Origin of the sequence: Bacillus thuringiensis (genome assembly GCF_001182785.1) — a bacterium.
Taxonomy (GTDB): Bacteria; Bacillota; Bacilli; order Bacillales; family Bacillaceae_G; genus Bacillus_A; species Bacillus_A thuringiensis_S.
Genome location: NZ_CP012099.1, coordinates 4647778 through 4663896, shown reverse-complemented (window position 1 = coordinate 4663896; position 16119 = coordinate 4647778). Strand labels below are relative to the sequence as shown.

Genomic DNA, 16119 nt, shown 5'->3' with positions numbered 1-16119 from the left:
AGGAAGTCACACTTATAGATGAGATCAGAAATATACAAGGAGGTAGTTGTAATGGCTATTGAATGGGTAAAAGAAGGCAATTACGAAGATATTATTTATTCAACATACAATGGTATCGCAAAGATTTCGATTAACCGTCCTGAAGTACATAACGCATTTCGTCCAAAAACGGTAATGGAGTTAATCAACGCTTTTGCACACGCTCGTGATGATGCAAATGTTGGCGTTATCATTTTAACAGGTGAAGGTGGACGTGCATTCTGTTCTGGCGGCGACCAAAAGGTTCGCGGTCATGGTGGATATGTAGGTGACGACCAAATCCCACGTCTAAACGTATTAGACTTACAACGTCTAATTCGCGCAATTCCTAAACCAGTTATCGCAATGGTAGCAGGTTATGCAATCGGTGGAGGACACGTACTTCATATCGTATGTGACTTAACAATCGCTGCAGACAACGCTGTATTCGGACAAACAGGTCCTAAAGTAGGAAGCTTTGACGGTGGATACGGAGCTGGTTACCTAGCTCGTATGGTAGGCCACAAGAAAGCTCGTGAAATTTGGTACCTATGCCGTCAATACAATGCACAAGAAGCGCTTGATATGGGCTTAGTAAACACAGTAGTACCATTAGAAGAGCTTGAAGCAGAAACAGTACAATGGGCACAAGAAATTTTAGCAAACAGCCCAATGGCACTTCGTTTCCTAAAAGCTGCATTCAACGCAGACACAGACGGTCTAGCTGGTATTCAACAACTAGCTGGAGATGCAACGTTATTGTACTATACAACTGACGAAGCAAAAGAAGGTCGTGACGCGTTCAAAGAAAAACGCAGTCCGGACTTCGGTCAATTCCCTCGTTTCCCTTGATGAAAGCGAAGCCGACTGTTCTAGCCGCTGTAGCTGGATAAGGTCAAACTGGAAACAAAACAACTAAGAGACTTGATGTCATATCAAGTCTCTTTCTTTCATGAAAGGAGAATGAGTGATGGAGACGATGCCAAATTGGTTAATGCAGCGTGCATTTTTAACACCAGACCGCACTGCAATTGAAATAGAGGAAGAGAAAGTTACTTTTATGGAGCTACATGAAAAAGTAGTATCTGTTTGTGAACACCTTACGTATGTTGGAGTGAAGCGAGGGCAAAAGGTGGCTGTTCTGATGAAAAATGGTATGGAGATGATTACAGTTATTCACGCCCTATCTTATGTAGGTGCAGTAGCTGTGCTTTTAAATACGCGTCTTTCAAGAGAAGAGCTACTTTGGCAAATGGATGATGCTAAAGTTATTTGTTTAGTGACGGATCAAGATTTTGATGCTAAAGATGTTCCTGTCTATTCATTCGCTGAAGTGATGAATGGACCGAAGGCGGAAGCATCTATACAAGAGGAATTTTCTTTAGAAGAAGCGATGACAATTATTTATACGTCTGGGACAACAGGGAAACCGAAAGGCGTTATTTTAACGTACGGTAATCATTGGGCAAGCGCAGTCGGTTCTTCGCTTAACTTAGGGCTTCGTGATGATGATTGTTGGTTAGCTTGTATGCCGATGTTCCACGTTGGCGGGCTATCTCTTTTAATGAAAAATATTATGTACGGCATGCGCATTTTACTCGTTCCGAAATATGATGCGGACTTTATTCATAAAGCACTTCAAACGAGAGGTGTAACGATTATTTCTGTCGTATCAAAAATATTAACTGATTTATTAGAGAGACTTGGAGAAGGAACATATCCATCTTCTTTACGATGCATGTTACTTGGCGGAGGACCAGCGCCGAAACCATTATTAGAAACGTGTGTGGAAAAAGGAATTCCAGTGTATCAAACGTACGGTATGACAGAAACGTCGTCTCAAATTTGTACGTTATCAGCTGATTACATGTTAACGAAAGTAGGATCAGCTGGAAAGCCACTATTCCAGTGCCAACTTCGCATCGAAAAGGACGGCGTAGTAGTGCCGCCACATGCGGAAGGTGAAATTGTAGTAAAAGGGCCGAACGTAACAGGCGGTTATTTTAACCGTGAAGATGCGACGAGTGAGACAATTCAAAACGGATGGCTTCATACTGGTGACCTCGGTTATTTAGATGAAGAAGGATTTTTATACGTATTAGACCGCCGCAGCGATTTAATTATTTCTGGCGGAGAGAATATATACCCGGCTCAAATTGAAGAAGTGTTGCTTTCTCATCCGATGATAGTGGAAGCAGGTGTTGTCGGTATGTCTGACGATAAATGGGGACAAGTACCAGCTGCTTTTATTGTAAAAAGCGGGGCGGTAACAGAAGAAGAAATTCTTCAATTTTGTGAGGAGAAATTAGCGAAATATAAAGTGCCGAAGAAAGCATGTTTCTTAGAGGAATTACCACGTAACGCTTCGAAAAAATTGTTAAGACGAGAGCTAAGACAATTAGTGGAGGAGATGTAGGTGGAGCTAAAAAAAGCGACACTTCATATAACGGAAATGCCACTCGTAATCCCGTTCGCTGCAAGCTACGGGACTTACGAAAAGCGCGAGAGTATCGTTATTGAATTGGAGGATACGGACGGGTACATCGGATTTGGGGAAGTCGTTGCATTTTCTGAACCGTGGTATACGGAAGAAACGGTGAAGACAGCGCTGCATGTACTGCAAGATTTTTTATTACCTGATTTATTAAAGGCTGAAATTTCACATCCGAATGAGGTACCGGGTCTATTTCAACATATAAAAAGAAACCGAATGGCAAAAGCCGGAATAGAGGGGGCTGTTTGGGATTTATATGCGAAGCGTCAAAAGAAATCGCTAGCGACAGTACTTGGCGGAACTAGTCCTGAAATTGAAGTCGGCGTTGTAATTGGGATCGATACAACGCCGGTTATGTTAAAACAAATCGAGAAGTACGCGGAAGAAGGATACGAGCGTTTTAAAGTGAAAATAAAGCCAGAACATGATTACGAATTATTGAAAGAGATTCGTAAAGAGTTTCCGCATATCCCGCTAATGGCAGATGCGAATTCAGCGTATACATTAGCGGATACAGAGAGGCTGAAACGACTAGATGAATTCCAATTAATGATGATTGAACAACCGTTAGCGGATTACGATTTTCTTGATCATGCACAGTTGCAAAAGAAAATTGAAACGCCGATTTGTTTAGATGAAAGTATTCATAGCTTTGAAGACGCGCGCGTTGCGATTACGCTTGGCAGCTGCCAAATTGTGAACATTAAGCCAGGGCGAGTGGGTGGACTAACAGAATCTATTCAAATCCATAATTATTGCATGGAGCATAATATCCCTGTTTGGTGCGGCGGTATGGTAGAGATGGGGATTTCACGAGCGCAAAATGTTGCTCTTGCCTCATTGCCTAACTTTACGATTCCTGGTGATATATCTGCTTCTAATAGACATTGGAAGAGGGATATTATTTCACCGGAAGTGATGCTTGAGGGCGGGAAAGTAATGGTGCCGCAAAGTATTGATGCTGAGTATGAGGTGGACCGCGGGAGACTAGAAGAAATCACGAAGCAGCGGATTGTTTTTGAGCGGTAAATGGAAGTTTCATTAGGATGCCCGCAAATAGCGAGATGATTTTGTCGTTCATTGTCGGTAAGTCGATATAATTCAATAATCGCTGATATAATTCGAGTTACGGTCGATATAATTGAAAAATCGCTGATATAATTTTATTTACCAAGGTTACTCTAACGAGTAGCCTTTTTGTATTGTACAAATTGGATAGACTAGTTTACAATCGAGCGTATAAAAATGGAATGAAAAGGGGGAGTAAAATGAAGCGCATTTCAATTTTAATAGCTGATGATGAGGCGGAAATTGCTGACTTAATTGAGATACATTTAGAAAAAGAAGGGTACCATGTTGTGAAAGCAGCGGATGGGGAAGAGGCAGTTCATATTATTGAAACGAAGCCAATCGACTTGGTAGTTTTAGATATTATGATGCCGAAAATGGATGGTTATGAGGTGACGCGTCAAATTCGCGCGAAACATCATATGCCGATTATTTTTTTAAGCGCGAAAACTTCGGACTTTGATAAGGTGACAGGTCTTGTACTAGGTGCGGATGATTATATGACGAAGCCTTTCACACCAATAGAATTAGTTGCACGTGTAAATGCACAACTGCGTAGGTTTTTTACGTTAAATCACCCGAAAGTAGCGGAGAGTAAATCTGCTTTAGAAATAGGCGGAGTCGTAATTAATCCTGAGCGCAGGACGGTTGATGTGTATGGTGAGCAAATTGAATTAACGCCGAAAGAGTTCGATATTCTATATTTATTAGCAAGTCATCCGAAGAAAGTATACAATGTGGAAAATATTTTTCAGCACGTATGGGCAGATGATTATTATGAAGGTGGAAATACAGTAATGGTACATATTCGTACTTTGCGGAAGAAACTTGGAGAAGATAAAAGAAAGGATAAATTAATAAAAACAGTGTGGGGAGTAGGTTATACTTTCAATGGCTAATATGATGAAAAGCTTTCGATTTAAAATGATTGCCTTATTTGCGTTAAGTATGGTGCTTGCAGCAACTGTAACTTATATAATTTATAAAGGATTGCAGCTGTATTATAAAAAGATGGTTCGCTACGAAGAGCCTTTAGCACAATTTAGGTCAATGGTAAGGGAATTTGGAGACATTAACTTCTTTTTAATTTTCTTTATTCCGTTATCTATTATCTTTTTCTTCTTTTTGACAAAACCGTATTTAAAATACTTTGATGAAATTTCTAATGGGATTCATCATCTTGCGAACGGTAACTTTACGAATAAAGTTCAAGTTTCATCAAATGATGAGTTTGGAAATATCGCGCGTGAAATAAATGTTGCAAGTGAAAAGTTAAAAGAAGCTGTTGAAAGAGGAGATTTTGCAGAAAGTAGTAAAGATCAGCTTGTTGTGAATTTAGCTCATGATTTAAGAACACCGTTAACATCCGTGTTAGGATATTTAGATTTAATTCTTAAAGATGAAAATTTAACAAAAGAACAAATTAAACATTTCTCCACAATTGCATATACAAAATCGCAAAGACTGGAAAGTTTAATTGATGAGCTATTTGAAATTACACGTATGAATTATGGCATGCTAAAGCTGGATAAAAAGCCGATTGATATAAGTGAGTTGCTTATACAGTTAGAGGAGGAATTGTATCCGTTATTAGAAAAACATCATTTAGAAGCTAGATTAAACGTGGCTCCTCATTTACCGATGCACGGTGATGGAAAATTGTTAGCTAGAGTATTTGAAAACTTATTAACAAATGCCGTTCGTTACGGGTACGATGGGCAATTTGTTGATATGAATGGATATGTTGATAATGGAGAAGTTGTCGTACAAATTATGAATTACGGAGATAGCATTCCGGAAGAAGATTTACCGTATCTTTTTGATATGTTCTATACAGGTGATAAAGCAAGAACTGAGAACCGTGGCGGGACTGGCCTAGGACTATTTATTGCGAAAAATATTGTCGAGCAACATAACGGTACGATTTCTGCTGAGAGTAATGTAGTTAGAACAATGTTTGAAGTGCGATTGCCAAAAGACGAGAACGTAATAATTTAATAAAAATTTAAACTTTACCCCACTTTTTATTTTAATAGTTTTTTCTATTCTATACGTAAGTTACGTTAAGGAGGAACTAGAAATGAAAAAGTGGGTATTTATTTCTTTTTTTATTGCATGCACAATCTGTGTAGGCGTTTATATATCACCGTTATTTCAAAAAGAAATTGATGTGAAAATCGATGGAGAAAATAGTGCAGTAAAGAATGCAAATATGGAGCAGGTAGAGGTTGCAAAAGAACAAATTTACAAAGGGGATCTATTATTAGTTAACAAAGATTACCCAGTAAAAAAAGATAGTATTAGGTCTGATATTATAAATGTAAATCATAATAGTGAATTAGTGAGAGGCTATGTAATATTTGATAGAAATCTTCGTTTATCAAAGGATGTTGTGAAAAAGTTTTTGAACGTTGTCGATGCGGCTGGCAAAGAAAGTGTTAACCATTTTTTGATTAGTAGTGGTTATAGAGATTTCCAAGAGCAAAAACAGCTATATGAAAAAATGGGATCTGATTATGCACTTCCAGCAGGATACAGTGAACATAATTTAGGATTATCACTGGACATTGGGTCTACTCAAAAGAAAATGGAGAAAGCGCCTGAAGGAAAATGGATTGAAGAGAACGTATGGAAGCATGGCTTTGTATTACGTTATCCGAAAAATAAAAGTAACATTACTGGAATTCAATATGAGCCATGGCATATCCGTTATGTCGGCCTACCTCATAGCGCAATTATGCAAAAAAAGAATTTTACACTAGAGGAATATTTAGAGTTTTTAAAAGAGGAAAAAGAGGTTTCAACTGAAGTAGAAGGTAAGAAATATACTATTTCTTATTATAAAGTTTCTGAGAATACGAAAGTGAACGTTCCAGCAAACAAGCAGTATGAAATTTCCGGGAACAATATGGATGGGGTTATTGTGACGGTTCAGGAATAGAGAAAAAGGCTGTGCCATTTGGGACAGCCTTTTCTTATATAAGAAAGGAAGTGACGTTTTTTGTCGGTAAATCGATATTCTTTGTCGAATCGTTAATATATTATAAGTTATGATAGATATAATTGAAAAATCGTTGATATATTGTAAGTTATGATAGATATATTCAAAAAATCGTTGATATAATTTCCTATACTATTAGCATTTTGGAGGAGCATCTTTTTATTTACTTTTAAACATTATAACGTTATATTTACTTCTCCCTTTTTTTGTGTTACGCTAAACGTGTGAAAGAGATATAAAATGAAACTTTAATGTAAGCGTATTCTTATGGCTTCTTATAGAAAAGGGTGGAAGTACAATGACAGAACGATTCGTACTACGTAATGTGAAACGTGTGAACGGGGAAGAGATTGACATTGTAATTGAAAATAATAAAATCGCACAGGTGACGAAAGCTGGTGCTGGCGAGGGTGGAACAGTTCTTGATTACTCAGGTACTTACGTATCGAGTGGCTGGATTGATTTGCACGTTCATGCTTTTCCAGAGTTTGATCCGTATGGTGATGAGGTAGATGAAATTGGCGTTAAGCAAGGGGTAACGACAATTGTTGATGCGGGTAGTTGCGGTGCTGATCGCATTGCAGATTTAGTAAAAAATAGAGAGCAGGCAAAAACGAATTTATTTGCCTTTTTAAATATTTCTCGCATCGGTTTGAAACGAATTGATGAATTATCCAATATGGAATGGATAGATAAGGAGAAAGTAATAGAAGCAGTAGAAAAGTATAAAGATGTAATCGTTGGGTTAAAGGCGAGAATGAGTAAGAGTGTCGTTTGTGATAGTGGAATTGAACCACTTCATGTTGCACGTGATTTATCTCGCGAAACATCATTACCGATTATGGTACATATCGGTTCAGCGCCTCCTCGCATTGAGGAAGTTGTACCTCTTTTAGAAAAAGATGATGTGATTACACATTATTTAAACGGGAAAGAAAATAATTTATTTGATGAAGAAGGCAAACCACTACCTGTGTTACTAGATGCAGTGAATCGCGGCGTACATTTAGATGTTGGTCATGGTAATGCTAGTTTTTCTTTTAAAGTAGCAGAAGCGGCGAAGCGTCACGATATTGCCTTTAATACAATTAGTACGGATATTTACCGGAAGAATCGTATATATGGTCCAGTGTATAGTATGGCTCACGTTCTTTCGAAATTCCTTTACTTAGGTTATCCGCTAGAAGAAGTGATTGATGCGGTTACGAAAAATGCGGCAGAGTGGCTTAAGAAACCAGAGCTTGGCCGTATTCAAGAAGGAGATATTGCAAACTTAACTTTATTTACGGTTAAAGATGAGAAGGTTACGTTAATTGATTCAGAAGGGGATCAGCGCATTGCTGAAAGAAGGATTGATACGAAAGGGGTTGTAATCAATGGGTCATTCATTGAATGCTAAGTACGGATTAAAAAGAGTAATTAATGCGAGCGGTAGAATGAGTATTTTAGGTGTATCTGCTCCTACAGATACGGTAATGGATGCGATGAAACATGGTGGACAAAATTATGTGGAAATTGCTGATTTAGTAGATAAAGCAGGAGACCATATTGCGAGAATTCTAGATTCAGAGGCAGCGGTCGTTGTGAATTCAGCATCGAGCGGAATTGCGCTTTCTATCGCTGGTATCGTTACAGAAGGAAATCGCCGTAAAAGTGAAAGACTTCATCAAGAGGTCATCGCGAAAAACGAAGTGATTATGTTAAAAGGTCATAACGTTCAATACGGAGCTCCTGTTGAAACGATGATTTACTTAGGTGGAGGAAAACTCGTTGAAGTTGGCTACGCAAATGAAGGGAAAGCAGAACATATTGAAGATGCGATTGGCGAAAATACAGCAGCAATTCTTTATGTGAAATCACATCATGCAGTGCAAAAAAATATGATTTCTGTTGAAGAAGCATGGGAAGTAGCGCAGCGAAATAACGTACCACTTATCGTTGATGCGGCAGCTGAAGAAGACATTCAAAAATATGTGAAGTATTCAGACCTTGCCATTTATAGTGGTTCAAAGGCAATTGAAGGACCTACTTCTGGTATTGTTGGCGGTAAACGAAAATATATCGAATGGCTGAAAGTGCAATTACATTGCATCGGAAGAAGTATGAAAGTCGGGAAAGAGACAACTTTTGGCTTACTTCAAGCGCTTGATGAGTACGGAGTAAAAGAAGATAAGAGCGAGCAAGAAAAAGAATTGCTACAAGTACTTATGCCGCTAAAAGAATTAAATAGTGTAAATGTAACGATCGTTCAAGATGAAGCTGGAAGAGCAATCTTTAGAGCTCGTATTCATATTAACGAGAAAGAGTTAAACAAATCAGCAAGAGATGTTGTGACTGCATTACGCGAAGGGGAAATCGCTATTTATACACGTGATTACGGAGTAAGACAAGGATTCTTTGATATTGATCCACGTCCACTTCAAGGTGATGACATACATGTGATTGAAGAAAAATTGAGAGAAATCGTAGGGGGAAACTAAAATGACAAACATTCAAAAACGTTTTTATAAAGGCCGCGTAGCATTAAATGTATTGGCAAACAATATAGAAAATGCGAAAGATATTTTTGAAGCAGCAGAAGGTTATGTAGTAGTAGGAGTGTTATCAAAAGACTATCCAACAGTAGAAGAAGCTGTTACAGCTATGAAAGCATACGGAAAAGAAATTGATGACGCTGTATCAATCGGACTAGGCGCAGGAGATAATCGCCAAGCGGCAGTTGTAGCTGAAATTGCGAAGCGTTATCCTGGTAGCCATATTAACCAAGTGTTCCCCTCAGTTGGAGCGACACGTGCAAATCTTGGCGAAAAAGATAGCTGGATTAATAGTTTAGTATCGCCAACAGGAAAAGTAGGTTACGTAAATATTTCTACTGGCCCAATTAGTGCGGCTGGAGAAGAAAAAGCAATCGTTCCAATTAAAACAGCGATCGCACTTGTACGTGATATGGGCGGAAATTCATTGAAGTACTTCCCGATGAAAGGGCTAGCTCATGAAGAAGAGTATCGCGCAGTTGCGAAAGCTTGTGCGGAAGAAGGCTTCGCATTAGAGCCAACAGGCGGAATTGATAAAGAAAACTTCGAAACAATTGTACGTATTGCGCTTGAGGCAAATGTAGAGCAAGTTATCCCGCACGTATACTCTTCTATTATTGATAAAGAAACTGGTAATACGAAAGTAGAAGATGTTCGTGAATTATTAGCAGTCGTGAAAAAGCTAGTTGATCAATATGCGTAAGAAAATTGCAGCATTCGGCGAAGTAATGATGCGCCTGCAAGTACCTGGATATGAATTGTTGTCGCAAGCTAACACGTTAAATTACTCATTTTCAGGTACAGGTGTGAACGTTGTAGCGGCACTTTCTCACTTAGGGCATGAAGGGCTTCTTATTTCAACTTTACCGGAAAATTCGGTTGGAGATGCAGCTGTATCTTACATTCAAAAGTTAGGGATTCAAACTTCTCTTGTTTCAAGAGGCGGTAAATATGTAGGTATGTATTTTTTAGAAAATGGATTCGGTGCACGTGCAAGCCGCGTTACATATTCGAATCGATTAGAAAGTAGCTTCAATACGGCATGTGAAGAAATGTATCAATTTGAAGAAATCGCAAAGGAAATTGATATCGTTCATTTTTGCGGTATTACACTTGCGATGAATGATACTGTGCGTCATCATATGAAATCTTTAGCGAGAGCAGTTAAAGAAAACGGAGGAACCGTCGTTTTTGATTGTAATTATCGTCCCTCACTTTGGGGAGAAGACGGATATGAACAGGCAAAACCACATTATGAAGAAATGCTAGGACTCGCTAATATCGTTATGATGAATGAAAAAGATGCGATGTTCGTTCTTGGGATGAAAACAGAAGAGACGGAGCGTGAGGCGCAGCTGCTGGATCTCATTCCAAAGGTAGCTGAAACGTATCATATCGCTACAATCGCTGGTACTCATCGCTCTATTAACAGTGATAATACACATTCGCTTCGCGGGTTTATATGTAAAGATGGTTCGTTCACTTTTGCAAAAACACTTACGTTTTCTGTATATGATAGAATAGGTGCTGGAGATGCTTATACGAGCGGAATTATTCATGGCGAGATAAAAGAGTTTGCACCAGAGAAAGCTGTTTCATTTGCGTCAGCAGCTGGAATGCTAGCACATACAATCGTCGGTGATACGCCAATGTCATCAGAGAAAGATATACTTCGGGCGATGACGGCATCAGTAGGTGATGTAGAAAGGTAGTGGGTGTAACAGTGAACGTAACGAGGAAAAAAGGACCATTATATTTACAAATAAAAAATATTATTCGTGATCGAATATTGCATGGCGTATATGCGATTCATACGAATATTCCTTCAGAACCGCAATTAGAAGAAGAGTTCAAAGTTAGTAAGATTACAGTGCGTAATGCGATTAAAGAACTCGCTCAAGAAGGATATTTGGAAAAGAAGAGCGGCAAAGGAACGAAAGTGATTCGTAATACTTCTGCGACAAAACTGTCAAAGGGTAAGAAATTTACAGAAGTGTTAGTGGAAGAAGGATATAAAGTACAAAAGAAATTATTAAAAGCAGAAATCGTTCATAATGAGGAAGGAACAGTGCCGTTTCGATTATTCGGTAAAGAGAGTTTTCGTATCGAGCGCCTATATATGTTAAATGATACGCCGTACATTCATTATACGCACTATTTCTCAGCTCAAATGGCAAGTACAGATTTATCGGACTTTGATTTACAATCGCTTTACGATTTAGTTGAGGACCGAGGTATACATTTAGAAAACTTCAGAGATGAATTCGCAGTTGGACTTGCGCCTAATTTCGTTGCAGAAGCGCTAGGTGAAAAAGAGGGAACAGCGTTATTAAAACGCATGCGCTATTCTTACGATGAAGTTGGCGAAGTAATTGAATATAGCGAAGGCTACTACAATACAGAAATGCAGCATTATGTAGTTAATTATGACGTATAAAAAAGAGGGGATGTTCCCTCTTTTTTTATAAAGTGAAACGTGGAGGAGGGCATCACCCACTGATCACCAATAGGGGTAAAAGTAAGGGGAATGAGAGATGGATATATACTTATTAATCGTCACGTTACTTGCTATCACAATTGTTATTTTAGGGGTATCATGGTGGAAATGGCATGCATTTATTAGTTTAACAGTTGCGAGTTTGTTTTTAGCTATTATGTCTGGACTGAACTTAACGAAAATAGTCACTGCCTATGAAACTGGTGTTGGTAGTGTACTAGGGCATTTAGTTGGTATTTTGGCACTTGGGACTATACTCGGGAAAATGATGTCTGATTCAGGAGCAGGCATGCAAGTTGCAGATTTCTTTATTCGATTTTTCGGCGTAAAAAAATTACCTTGGGCTATGTTATTTGCAGGGTTTGTTATAGGGATTCCCGTCTTTTTTGAAGTAGGGATTGTCATTTTATTACCACTTGTTATTTCAATTCGAAAAACGACGAAGCAAAACATATTATTAATTGCATTACCTGTTATTGCGGGATTATCTATCGTACATGGACTAGTACCTCCGCATCCAGGTGCTATGACAGCAATCGGTATTTATAACGCGAACTTAGGAAAGGTACTTTTATATTCATTAATTATCGCGTTACCGACGGCTATTATAGCAGGCCCAATATTTGCAAAGTGGGTACATAAGAGGGTTATACCTGAAAATGAACCGGAGCTTGTTCGAGTTACGACAGTATCAACTGATTTGCCAAGTCGTAAAGTTTCATTCTTTATTATTTTATTACCAGTTGTATTGATGATTTTATCAGTAGTTGCACCATATATTTCATTACCGAAAAAATTGACTGAATTTTTCGTGTTTATAGGAAGTCCAGTAATCGCCTTACTTATTTCATGTTTCGCAGCATTTTATTTACTTGGAATAAGACAAGGAATTAATAAAAAGATGATTAAAAAATTAACAGATGAAAGTTTATTGCCTGTCGGTTCCATTATTTTAATAATTGGTGCAGGCGGTGGATTTAAGCAAATATTAATTGAAAGCGGCGTTGGAACGGCCATTGCACAAATGGCAGAACATATTTCGTTATCACCAATTGTATTAGCTTTCATGGTAGCTGGATTAATTCGAATTGCAACAGGTTCAGCTACAGTAGCATTAACGACAGCGGCAGGGATTGTTTCACCGGTTATTCAGCACATGTCTGGTGTGAATTTAGAGCTTCTCGTTATTGCAACCGGTGCAGGTTCATTAATGTTTTCTCACGTAAATGATGCAGGGTTCTGGCTTGTAAAAGAGTATTTAGGTTTGACGGTGAAGGAAACGTTTAAAACGTGGACGGTGCTGGAGACATTGTTAGCATTTATTGCATTCGGTTTTGCCCTTTTGTTGAATATGTTTCTTTAAAAGATACCTGAATAGGTATCTTTTTTTTGATTAAGCCTAATTTCTAAAACAAGCCCGTTTTTAGGTAAGCCAAGCTTCCTATTCGCCCTGAAAACATAATATAAATGGAATCCCCTCATTTAGAACAAGAGGAACTTGTTATGAATGATACTAAAGGAGGAATAGGGTAATGAGCGAAAAGTGTGAACACAGACATGATGATTGCGATCGTAGACGTGGATGCGGAGGCGGTTTTGCGCTTCTAATCGTATTGTTTATTTTATTAATTATCATCGGTGCTAGCTGCTTCGGCGGAGGCGGCGGTTGTGGCTATGGTGGTTACGGCGGTTACGCAGGCGGCTATGGTGGATATTGCTGCTAATTATTAAAAACTATTGAAAATGGCCTTGTGCGTATTGCACAAGGCCATTTTATTCATATTTTTATATGCTGTGATAATTTATTAATGTACAGAGAACGGATTAAGAAGAAGAAAATAATCTCGATAATCCCGAAAAAGGTGAGTACGATACATGTCTCTTTTAGTAAGGAGAAAGAAAACATACTTTGTAAAAACTTAACCGCAAATAATGTGTGAACACCAGCAACGATGTAAGGAACGAAAAATAAAATTCCTAATTGAATCGTTGCAGAGCGAAACATTTCTGATTCAGTTAAGCCAAGCTTTGTAATCGTAATATACTTTTGTCTTTCAGTTGTTAAGTCATTATACATACGGAAATATAAAACACTAGCTGCTCCGATAAAGAAAATAAAGCCGAGAAATGCCCAAATAAAGAATTGAGCGACTGCATTTCCTTTACTATGAACGAGTTCATCCGTAGCTGTATAAATATAAAATGGTTTAATGAAATCTTCTTCATTTTTATGTGCTTCATACAAGGTTTCTGCATCGTGATCTAAGCTTTTTAATATATTTTTTGTTGGGACAATTGCATTTTCCCAATTTGCCACGAAGTAGTTATAGACTGTAATTGTTTCAATATGAGGAATCATATTTTCAATTACTTCATCTTGCATCACAATTAAGTGAGGTAATGCAAAGGGAGGCTCAATTCCTCTATTAATAAAACCTTTAATTTGAAATTCCTTTTTATTAGAGCCAAGTGTAATTGTGTTCTGCTTCGCAAATGGGTTAGACACGAGATTTAATAACGCTGGTGAATAGCGAGAAATATTATAAACTTGTGAAGAATCGAGAGTGATTTTTGGTCTGTTTAATTGCTGTGCTATTGCGTTATAATCACTCATTTTCATAATGGCAATTGATTCTTTTAAAGCTGTATCTTTTAAAACGGTAAACTTATATTTGTCATATTGAAAATTAGCATTTGTAAGTTCAGTTTCAATCGTAGTAATATGCTTTTGTTCAAATGCATTAACACCTTCTGATGTATAGGTGAATGGTATTGGATATCGTTCTAGTATGGGTGCTTTCGTATTATTGTTTGCAGCAAATAACCCGATAATAATTGTAAATGCAAGTGCAGATAGCATAGAAACAATAAAGAGTACATTAATATTACTGCGTGTACGAGAAACTAAATCTGAAATCCATAACATATTTATTTGTTTTAAGTAAAACTTTCTTCGTTTCTTTAAAATATAGATAAAGAGAAGAAATGTTTGTGAAAAAAATAAATACGTCCCAATCACTACAAGCGGTAAAATAGATAGCATAATTAAGAATACAGATCCATTTTGTGCATTTTTTTCCGTTATGTAGCCTTGCGGATAACCGGCAATATAATAACATAGTCCTAAACAAGTTAAAGCAAATAGTGAAATGAGTATAGATGGTTTTTTTTCGCTCTTCTCTTTGTTAACGCCCTTAATAAGCTTCGTTGTTTTTCGAGTACGAATAAACATTGGTGTAAATGTAGAAACGATTAAAAATAAAATGATAAACGTTACGGTTGTAACGATAATCGCTTCTGTTGGCCAATATAAATAGAGACCTTTCGCACTTGTTAATTTCGAAGTGACTAATAAGAAAAAGTTAGAAAATACAAGTCCACCTTGAATGCCGATAAAGATAGATAATATCCCAATTATCATGTTTTCGGTAAATAACAATCTTTTTAATTGTCTCTGTGAGATACCAAGAATAGTGAGTATCCCGAATTGCTGCTTCCGAACATTTAAAAATGTTCCAATTGAATATAAGAGAAAGAAGAACGAGAACATAACGATCACAAGCTGTGCTGTACTAGCTAAGTTCATTAGAGGATCACGTTCTTGAAAGCTTTGTACACTCTGTAAGCGTGGATGATACGCGTATACAGTAAATGAAAAGAAAACCATGATAGAAAACGCACTACTTACAAAGTAGGCGAAATATGCTTTTGAATTACGTGAGACATTTTTAAATGCGAATTGCCAAAACGTCATCCACGTCTGCCTCCTAATAAGGCTAGAACATCTAATATTTCTTGATAAAACTTCTCGCGATATAATCCGCGGTGCAGTTCATTGTAAAGCTCTCCATCTTTAATGAAAATAACACGGTTACAATAACTTGCCGCAAACGGATCGTGCGTAACCATTAAAATCGTTGCATCTTCTTCTTTGTTTAATTTCGTAAATAACTCCATTACATCAATAGCGGCTTTTGAATCCAGGTTCCCTGTCGGTTCATCGGCTAGTAAGAGAGAAGGGTGATGAATAACAGCGCGTGCTACTGCAGTACGCTGTGCTTGTCCTCCAGAAACTTCAAAAATACGTTTGTCCAAAATATGATCAATTCCAAGCTTTTTTGAAATGTTATCAAGCTTTTCATCCATTTCTTTTAATGGAACATTATCTAATGTTAAAGGTAGTACGATATTTTCACCGATTGTTAGTGTATCTAGTAGGTTAAAGTTTTGGAAAACAAATCCTAACTCTTGGCGGCGGAAAATAGCTAACTTCTCTCGACGAAATGTGTGCGGTTTTTTTCCGTTAATAACGACGTCACCAGAAGTAGGAGAATCAATTGTAGAAATAACGTTTAAAAATGTAGATTTCCCGCTACCAGATGGTCCCATAATGGCAACGAATTCACCTTTATCCACGTGTAAATTTATATTTTTTAAAGCAGTATGAGGGACTTTCCCCTCATACACTTTTGAGACGTTTTTTATGTGTAATACTTCTTCCATAGTA

Annotated in this window: 15 protein-coding genes; 13 read left to right on the top strand and 2 right to left on the bottom strand. The window is 37.7% G+C overall.

The genetic code is table 11. The annotated features are described in order from the left end of the window. Positions 1 to 51: 51 nt before the first annotated feature. The 13 genes from menB to AC241_RS24055 all read left to right on the top strand — a co-directional run bounded on the left by menB (position 52) and on the right by AC241_RS24055 (position 13336). Positions 52 to 870 carry a 1,4-dihydroxy-2-naphthoyl-CoA synthase gene (gene menB / locus AC241_RS24115; RefSeq protein WP_016079909.1) on the top strand — a complete coding sequence of 273 codons (819 nt, stop codon included), beginning with the start codon at positions 52 to 54 and terminating at the stop codon, positions 868 to 870. A gap of 118 nt (positions 871 to 988) precedes the next feature. Then, complete coding sequence (locus AC241_RS24110; protein ID WP_050844632.1) at positions 989 to 2434, top strand: o-succinylbenzoate--CoA ligase; 1446 nt, start codon at positions 989 to 991, stop codon at positions 2432 to 2434. Further along, a complete protein-coding gene (menC, locus tag AC241_RS24105; RefSeq protein ID WP_050844631.1) occupies positions 2435 to 3541 on the top strand; it encodes an o-succinylbenzoate synthase in 1107 nt (368 codons plus the stop codon). It abuts the gene before it with no gap. 239 nt (positions 3542 to 3780) lie between these two features. Further along, the gene (locus AC241_RS24100) at positions 3781 to 4479 is read left to right on the top strand and encodes a response regulator transcription factor (RefSeq protein ID WP_048564352.1); all 699 of its coding nucleotides are present in this window, start codon (positions 3781 to 3783) and stop codon (positions 4477 to 4479) included. Continuing rightward, positions 4472 to 5578 carry a sensor histidine kinase gene (locus AC241_RS24095; protein ID WP_050844630.1) on the top strand — a complete coding sequence of 369 codons (1107 nt, stop codon included), beginning with the start codon at positions 4472 to 4474 and terminating at the stop codon, positions 5576 to 5578. Before AC241_RS24100 ends, AC241_RS24095 begins: the two co-directional genes overlap by 8 nt. An 82-nt stretch (positions 5579 to 5660) precedes the next feature. Continuing rightward, positions 5661 to 6521: a M15 family metallopeptidase gene (locus tag AC241_RS24090; RefSeq protein ID WP_050844629.1), complete on the top strand. Its 861-nt coding sequence runs from the start codon at positions 5661 to 5663 to the stop codon at positions 6519 to 6521. 358 nt (positions 6522 to 6879) lie between these two features. Then, positions 6880 to 7980 carry an amidohydrolase/deacetylase family metallohydrolase gene (locus AC241_RS24085; RefSeq protein ID WP_016079915.1) on the top strand — a complete coding sequence of 367 codons (1101 nt, stop codon included), beginning with the start codon at positions 6880 to 6882 and terminating at the stop codon, positions 7978 to 7980. Further along, a complete protein-coding gene (locus AC241_RS24080) occupies positions 7958 to 9061 on the top strand; it encodes a DgaE family pyridoxal phosphate-dependent ammonia lyase (RefSeq protein ID WP_016079916.1) in 1104 nt (367 codons plus the stop codon). The genes AC241_RS24085 and AC241_RS24080 overlap by 23 nt, the downstream gene beginning before the upstream one ends. 1 nt (position 9062) lies before the next feature. After that, on the top strand, positions 9063 to 9818 hold the full coding sequence (gene dagF / locus AC241_RS24075) for a 2-dehydro-3-deoxy-phosphogluconate aldolase (protein ID WP_016079917.1): 756 nt from the start codon (positions 9063 to 9065) through the stop codon (positions 9816 to 9818). Beyond that, a complete protein-coding gene (locus AC241_RS24070; RefSeq protein WP_001227514.1) occupies positions 9811 to 10827 on the top strand; it encodes a sugar kinase in 1017 nt (338 codons plus the stop codon). The genes dagF and AC241_RS24070 overlap by 8 nt, the downstream gene beginning before the upstream one ends. After that, a complete protein-coding gene (locus AC241_RS24065) occupies positions 10827 to 11552 on the top strand; it encodes a GntR family transcriptional regulator (RefSeq protein WP_043935190.1) in 726 nt (241 codons plus the stop codon). The genes AC241_RS24070 and AC241_RS24065 overlap by 1 nt, the downstream gene beginning before the upstream one ends. Positions 11553 to 11649: 97 nt before the next feature. Beyond that, complete coding sequence (gene gntP / locus AC241_RS24060) at positions 11650 to 12975, top strand: gluconate permease GntP (protein WP_048564358.1); 1326 nt, start codon at positions 11650 to 11652, stop codon at positions 12973 to 12975. Between the two features lie 169 nt (positions 12976 to 13144). Beyond that, positions 13145 to 13336: a YjcZ family sporulation protein gene (locus AC241_RS24055; protein ID WP_001290386.1), complete on the top strand. Its 192-nt coding sequence runs from the start codon at positions 13145 to 13147 to the stop codon at positions 13334 to 13336. A gap of 53 nt (positions 13337 to 13389) precedes the next feature. On the opposite strand, the gene AC241_RS24050 is transcribed toward AC241_RS24055, so the two are convergent. Beyond that, a complete protein-coding gene (locus AC241_RS24050) occupies positions 13390 to 15366 on the bottom strand; it encodes an FtsX-like permease family protein (protein ID WP_016079920.1) in 1977 nt (658 codons plus the stop codon). Further along, positions 15363 to 16115 (bottom strand): ABC transporter ATP-binding protein, encoded by a 753-nt coding sequence (locus AC241_RS24045; RefSeq protein WP_000393250.1) that lies wholly within the window; start codon positions 16113 to 16115, stop codon positions 15363 to 15365. Before AC241_RS24045 ends, AC241_RS24050 begins: the two co-directional genes overlap by 4 nt. Positions 16116 to 16119: the final 4 nt, after the last annotated feature.

Excerpts from the sequence above, each read along its gene's own strand:
- menB (WP_016079909.1), top strand. The coding sequence starts at position 52 with ATGGCTATTGAATGGGTAAAAGAAGGCAATTACGAAGATATTATTTAT.
- AC241_RS24110 (WP_050844632.1), top strand. The coding sequence starts at position 989 with ATGGAGACGATGCCAAATTGGTTAATGCAGCGTGCATTTTTAACACCA.
- AC241_RS24100 (WP_048564352.1), top strand. The coding sequence starts at position 3,781 with ATGAAGCGCATTTCAATTTTAATAGCTGATGATGAGGCGGAAATTGCT.
- AC241_RS24095 (WP_050844630.1), top strand. The coding sequence starts at position 4,472 with ATGGCTAATATGATGAAAAGCTTTCGATTTAAAATGATTGCCTTATTT.
- AC241_RS24090 (WP_050844629.1), top strand. The coding sequence starts at position 5,661 with ATGAAAAAGTGGGTATTTATTTCTTTTTTTATTGCATGCACAATCTGT.
- AC241_RS24085 (WP_016079915.1), top strand. The coding sequence starts at position 6,880 with ATGACAGAACGATTCGTACTACGTAATGTGAAACGTGTGAACGGGGAA.
- AC241_RS24080 (WP_016079916.1), top strand. The coding sequence starts at position 7,958 with ATGGGTCATTCATTGAATGCTAAGTACGGATTAAAAAGAGTAATTAAT.
- dagF (WP_016079917.1), top strand. The coding sequence starts at position 9,063 with ATGACAAACATTCAAAAACGTTTTTATAAAGGCCGCGTAGCATTAAAT.
- AC241_RS24070 (WP_001227514.1), top strand. The coding sequence starts at position 9,811 with ATGCGTAAGAAAATTGCAGCATTCGGCGAAGTAATGATGCGCCTGCAA.
- gntP (WP_048564358.1), top strand. The coding sequence starts at position 11,650 with ATGGATATATACTTATTAATCGTCACGTTACTTGCTATCACAATTGTT.
- AC241_RS24055 (WP_001290386.1), top strand. The coding sequence starts at position 13,145 with ATGAGCGAAAAGTGTGAACACAGACATGATGATTGCGATCGTAGACGT.
- AC241_RS24050 (WP_016079920.1), bottom strand. The coding sequence starts at position 15,366 with ATGACGTTTTGGCAATTCGCATTTAAAAATGTCTCACGTAATTCAAAA.
- AC241_RS24045 (WP_000393250.1), bottom strand. The coding sequence starts at position 16,115 with ATGGAAGAAGTATTACACATAAAAAACGTCTCAAAAGTGTATGAGGGG.